Origin of the sequence: Streptomyces sp. 8L (genome assembly GCF_020176795.1) — a bacterium.
In the GTDB taxonomy this organism is placed as follows: Bacteria; Actinomycetota; Actinomycetes; order Streptomycetales; family Streptomycetaceae; genus Streptomyces.
On record NZ_JAIUKE010000652.1, the window covers coordinates 1 to 5,042 of the forward strand.

Annotated in this window: 4 protein-coding genes; 3 read left to right on the forward strand and 1 reads right to left on the reverse strand. The window is 75.0% G+C overall.

Annotated features, from left to right (window positions below; translation table 11 throughout):
• The first annotated feature begins 260 nt into the window (after nucleotides 1-260).
• From LCE31_RS36550 to ilvD, 3 genes are all read left to right on the forward strand, one after another.
• A complete protein-coding gene (locus LCE31_RS36550; RefSeq protein ID WP_225022259.1) occupies nucleotides 261-1,172 on the forward strand; it encodes a sugar phosphate isomerase/epimerase family protein in 912 nt (303 codons plus the stop codon).
• Nucleotides 1,169-1,807 carry a TetR/AcrR family transcriptional regulator gene (locus tag LCE31_RS36555; protein WP_225022253.1) on the forward strand — a complete coding sequence of 213 codons (639 nt, stop codon included), beginning with the start codon at nucleotides 1,169-1,171 and terminating at the stop codon, nucleotides 1,805-1,807. The genes LCE31_RS36550 and LCE31_RS36555 overlap by 4 nt, the downstream gene beginning before the upstream one ends.
• A gap of 197 nt (nucleotides 1,808-2,004) precedes the next feature.
• Nucleotides 2,005-3,855 (forward strand): dihydroxy-acid dehydratase, encoded by a 1,851-nt coding sequence (ilvD, locus tag LCE31_RS36560; protein ID WP_225022255.1) that lies wholly within the window; start codon nucleotides 2,005-2,007, stop codon nucleotides 3,853-3,855.
• A 25-nt stretch (nucleotides 3,856-3,880) separates the two neighbouring features.
• On the opposite strand, the gene LCE31_RS36565 is transcribed toward ilvD, so the two are convergent.
• On the reverse strand, nucleotides 3,881-5,042 hold a 1,162-nt coding region (locus LCE31_RS36565), incomplete at its 5' end, for an outer membrane protein assembly factor BamB family protein (protein ID WP_225022257.1).

Consider the following 5,042-nt stretch of genomic DNA (forward strand, 5'->3'; position numbering starts at 1 on the left):
CCCTTCCTGGCGCGGCCGGTGCTCTCCTTCTTGTGCTCACGCGCGGCGGGGCCCCGCCCCCCCCCGGCCGCCGCGGCCCGCCGCGCCCCCCCGGGGGGGGGGGGGGGCCCCCCCCCCGGCCGGGCCGGGCCGCGCGAACGGGCCCGTACCCTGTCCGAGTGGCTAATCCAGCGGCAGATCCAGCGGAGCGCGTTTCGAACGCGAAGGTCGCCCTGTCCACGGCCTCGGTCTATCCGGAGTCCACCGCGACGGCCTTCGAGATGGCGGGCCGCCTCGGCTACGACGGTGTCGAGGTCATGGTCTGGACGGACCCGGTCAGCCAGGACATCGACGCCCTGCGCGGGCTCTCGGACTACCACGAGGTGCCGGTCCTCGCGGTCCACGCGCCCTGTCTGCTGATCACGCAGCGCGTCTGGTCGAGCGACCCGTGGACGAAGCTCCAGCGCGCCAGAGCCGCCGCGGAGAAGCTGGGCGCCTCCACCGTCGTCGTCCACCCGCCGTTCCGCTGGCAGCGGCAGTACGCCAGGGACTTCGTCTCGGGGATCTGGCGCATGGCGGAGGAGACGGACGTCAGATTCGCGGTCGAGAACATGTACCCGTGGCGCTACCGGGACCGCGAGATGCTGGCGTACGCGCCCGACTGGGACGTCACCAAGGAGGACTACCGGCACTTCACCGTCGACCTCTCGCACACGGCGACCGCACGCACGGACACCCTCGCCATGGTCGACCGGATGGGCGACCGGCTCGGGCACGTGCACCTCGCGGACGGCAAGGGGTCCGCGAAGGACGAGCACCTGGTGCCGGGCCGGGGCGAGCAGCCGTGCGCGGAACTGCTGCACGGGCTGGCCGGGAGCGGCTTCGACGGCCATGTGGTGATCGAGGTCAACACGCGCAGGGCCATGTCCGTCGCGGAGCGCGAGGCCGACCTCGCGGAGGCGCTCGCGTTCGCGCGCCACCACCTCGCGGGCGCCACAGCCGCCGAGGGTACGGGGCCCGGCGCGGGTACGGGCCTTGCGTCGGGTACGGGCTCTGCGCCGGGTACGGGCCCCGCCGCCGCGCCCCCCCCGCGCGGCGCGGACCAGGCCGCCGACGAGGCCCCTCTGCGTACCGGCCGCGTCCGCCGCCCGGGCCGCGGCGGGCGTACGCGCCGCATCGGAGGCACGGCGTGAGCGGTTCCGACGCCTCCGCGCCCGCCTCCACACCGGGCAGGCGCGGCCGGGGCCGCCCCGCCCGCGCCGCCGCGGGGGCCGGGCCGGGAGCGCGGGAGCGGATTCTCGCCGCGGCCCGCGGCGAGTTCGCGGAACACGGCTACGACAGGACGTCCGTGCGCGGCATCGCCGCCGCCGCCGGCGTCGACCCGGCCCTCGTACACCACTACTTCGGCACGAAGGAGCAGCTCTTCGGTGCCGCGATCGCGGTGTCCTTCGAACCCGCGACGGGCGTGCCCGGAGTCCTGGACGGCGACCGCGACGCCATCGGGGAGCGGCTGGCCCGCTACTTCCTCGGGGTGTGGGAGGACGAGGACACCCGGGTGCCCCTCCTGGCGGTGATGCGGTCCGCGCTGACGAACGAGACGGCGGCGGACGTCCTGCGGTCGTTCGTGCTGCGCCGGCTGCTCGAGCCGATCGCGCGGGCGCTGGACGTCCCGGACCCGAGGCTGGGCGCCGAGCTCGCGGCGTCGCAGATGGTCGGCATCGCGATGCTCCGCTACGTCGTGGGCGTGCAGCCACTGGCGGGCGTCGACGCGGAGGAGATCGTCCGCCGGGTGGCCCCGACGCTCCAGCGGCACCTGACGGAGCAGTGAGGACGTACGGCGCGGGGGCCGCCCGAGGCCGCCGGGCCGCACAGGCGCTCGGGCCGGTCGGAACGTACGGCCGCGACTTCGGACAGGTGTCCCGTATTCCGGACGGCGTGTCCGGATCTTGGAGGGGGCGCGTACGCTCGACGGAAGCCATTCGTGCTGACGCATCTGGTGAAGGTCTGCTGAAGGAGCGAGCGAAGATGCCCGAGCTGAGGTCCCGCACAGTCACCCACGGCCGCAACATGGCGGGCGCGCGCGCCCTTATGCGGGCTTCGGGCGTAGCGAGCGAGGACATCGGCAAGCCGATCATCGCCGTCGCCAACTCGTTCACCGAGTTCGTGCCGGGGCACACGCACCTCGCGCCGGTCGGCCGGATCGTCTCCGAGGCCGTCAAGGCGGCGGGCGCGGTGCCCCGCGAGTTCAACACGATCGCCGTGGACGACGGCATCGCGATGGGCCACGGCGGCATGCTCTACTCGCTCCCGTCGCGCGACCTGATCGCGGACTCCGTCGAGTACATGGTCGAGGCGCACTGCGCCGACGCGCTGATCTGCATCTCGAACTGCGACAAGATCACGCCGGGCATGCTGATGGCCGCCATGCGCCTGAACATCCCCACGGTCTTCGTCTCCGGCGGCCCCATGGAGGCCGGCCGGGCCACCCTGGTCAACGGGACGGTCCGCAAGCTCGACCTGATCAACGCCATGTCGGACGCGGTGGACGAGTCGGTGTCGGACACCGACATGCTCCGCATCGAGGAGAACGCCTGCCCGACCTGCGGCTCCTGTTCCGGCATGTTCACCGCCAACTCGATGAACTGCCTGACCGAGGCCATCGGCCTGGCCCTGCCGGGCAACGGCTCGGTCCTCGCCACGCACACCGCGCGCCGCGCGCTGTACGAGCGGGCCGGCGCGAGCGTCGTCGAGCTGGCGAAGCGCTACTACGAGCAGGACGACGCGTCGGTCCTGCCGCGCAACATCGTCACGCACGCCGCGTTCGAGAACGCGATGGCGCTGGACATCGCCATGGGCGGCTCCACCAACACGATCCTGCACCTGCTGGCCGCCGCGCAGGAGGCGGGCGTCGACTACGGCCTGAACGACATCGACGCGGTCTCGCGCCGGGTGCCGTGCCTCGCGAAGGTCGCGCCGAACGTGGCTCCCGGCGGCACGTACTACATGGAGGACGTGCACCGCGCGGGCGGCATCCCCGCGATCCTCGGCGAGCTGTACCGGGGCGGCCTGCTCAACGAGGACGTGCACACGGTCCACGCGCCGAGCGTCAAGGCGTGGCTGGAGACCTGGGACGTGCGCGGCGGCTCGCCGTCGGACGAGGCCCTGGAGCTGTGGCACGCGGCGCCGGGCTGCGTCCGCTCCGCCGAGGCGTTCTCGCAGTCCGAGCGGTGGGACTCGCTGGACACCGACGCCGCGGGCGGCTGCATCCGCGACGTGGCGCACGCGTACAGCGTGGACGGCGGCCTCGGCGTGCTGCGCGGCAACATCGCCGTCGACGGCTGCGTCGTGAAGACGGCGGGCGTGGACGAGTCGGTCTGGACGTTCGAGGGTCCCGCGGTCGTCTGCGAGTCGCAGGAGGAGGCCGTCGAGAAGATCCTGCGCAAGGAGGTCACCGACGGCGACGTGGTGGTCATCCGCTACGAGGGCCCGAAGGGCGGCCCCGGTATGCAGGAGATGCTCTACCCGACCTCGTACCTCAAGGGCCGCGGCCTCGGCAAGACCTGCGCCCTGATCACGGACGGCCGCTTCTCCGGCGGTACGTCGGGCCTGTCGATCGGGCACGTGTCGCCCGAGGCCGCCTCCGGCGGCACCATCGCGCTGGTGCGCGACGGCGACCGCATCCGTATCGACATCCCGTCGCGCGCGATCGAACTCCTCGTGAGCGACGCCGAACTGGCCGAGCGCCGCGCCGAGTTGAACGGTGTCTACGCGCCGAGGGCCCGCGACCGCAAGGTGTCCGTGGCGCTGCGCGCGTACGCGGCGATGGCGACGAGCGCGGACCGCGGCGCCGTGCGCGACGTCACCCGCCTGGGCTGAGGCGCCCGTACGCCGCCCCCGCCGGTCACCAGTCCGAGGGGCGGCGCGCGTCCCGCGCGAACACCGAGCCGTCCGGCGCCGGGGCGACGACCTCGGCGCCGCCCGACGTGACGAGCGGCGGCGGGAGGGCCCCCGCGACCGTGGACCGCTGGGCGCCGAGCCGGGGCGGGGTCGCCGCGAGGAGCGTGCCGCGCCGGGCGTCGACGGCGAGCAGCCGCCCGTCGCCCGCCGTCACGAACACATGGCCCGCCGCGTCGGCGGTGGGGCGCGACCCCTGGGTCACCGCCGTCTGGAGCGTCCACAGCACGGGCCGCCGGGCACCCTCGCGGGTGTCGAGGGCGGTCAGCGCCCCCGCGTACGACATGACGTAGGCGGCCCCGCCCGCGACGGTGGCCTGCGCCTGGTCCACCGGCTGCGGGAGCCGGACGCGCCGGGCGCCGGCGGCGTCGAGCCGTACGAGCGCGTCCGTGGCCCCGTCGGGCCGCTGCGAGAGCGCCCACAGGGCCCCGCCGCTCCCGCCCACCGGCGTGAGGGCACCGTCGGCCCGGGTGGACCAGAGCGCGGAGCCCGTCGCCGGGTCCAGCGCGCTCACCGTGGAGGACGCCCCGTCGGGGGCCGGGACGACCGTGTACAGCGCCGGTCCCGCGCCGCCGGGGTCCGCCCACACCCCGGCGCGTGCCGCGAGCCGCCGCGACCAGCGCACCGTGCCCGTCGCGGCGTCCAGGCAGCGGACCGACCGGCCGTCGGCGGAGACGAGGAACACGGCGTCCGCGGTGTGCCGCACGGTCGGGAAGCCGGCGAGCGGCACCGACCAGCGCTGCTTGCCGGTGGCCGGATCGAGCGCCTCAAGACGGCCGCCGTCCGCCGCCGCGGTGACGTACAGTAAGCCGCCGGAGAGCACGGGCCCCGTGTCGCCCGCGACCGTGTCGGCCGTGCCGGACTTCCCGGGACCGGACACGGACCACACGACGTGCCCGTCTGCGGCGTCCAGCCGGGCCGCCACGACACCGGGCGCCGAGCAGTACAGCGCGCCGGAGGAGGCGGCCCCTGCCGTGCAGACCGGCGTACGGCTGGTGCCCGCGCCGGTGCGCAGCGCGGTGCTCCACGGGTGGAACGCCGGAGCCGGTGACGCCCCGCCCGCGTGCCCGCCGGGCTCGGCGTCCGCGGTCCGCAGTCCGGCGTAGCCG

What these genes read in the sequence shown, in the direction of transcription:
- LCE31_RS36550 (WP_225022259.1), top strand. Translation starts at nt 261, where the DNA reads ATGGCGGGCCGCCTCGGCTACGACGGTGTCGAGGTCATGGTCTGGACG.
- ilvD (WP_225022255.1), top strand. Translation starts at nt 2,005, where the DNA reads ATGCCCGAGCTGAGGTCCCGCACAGTCACCCACGGCCGCAACATGGCG.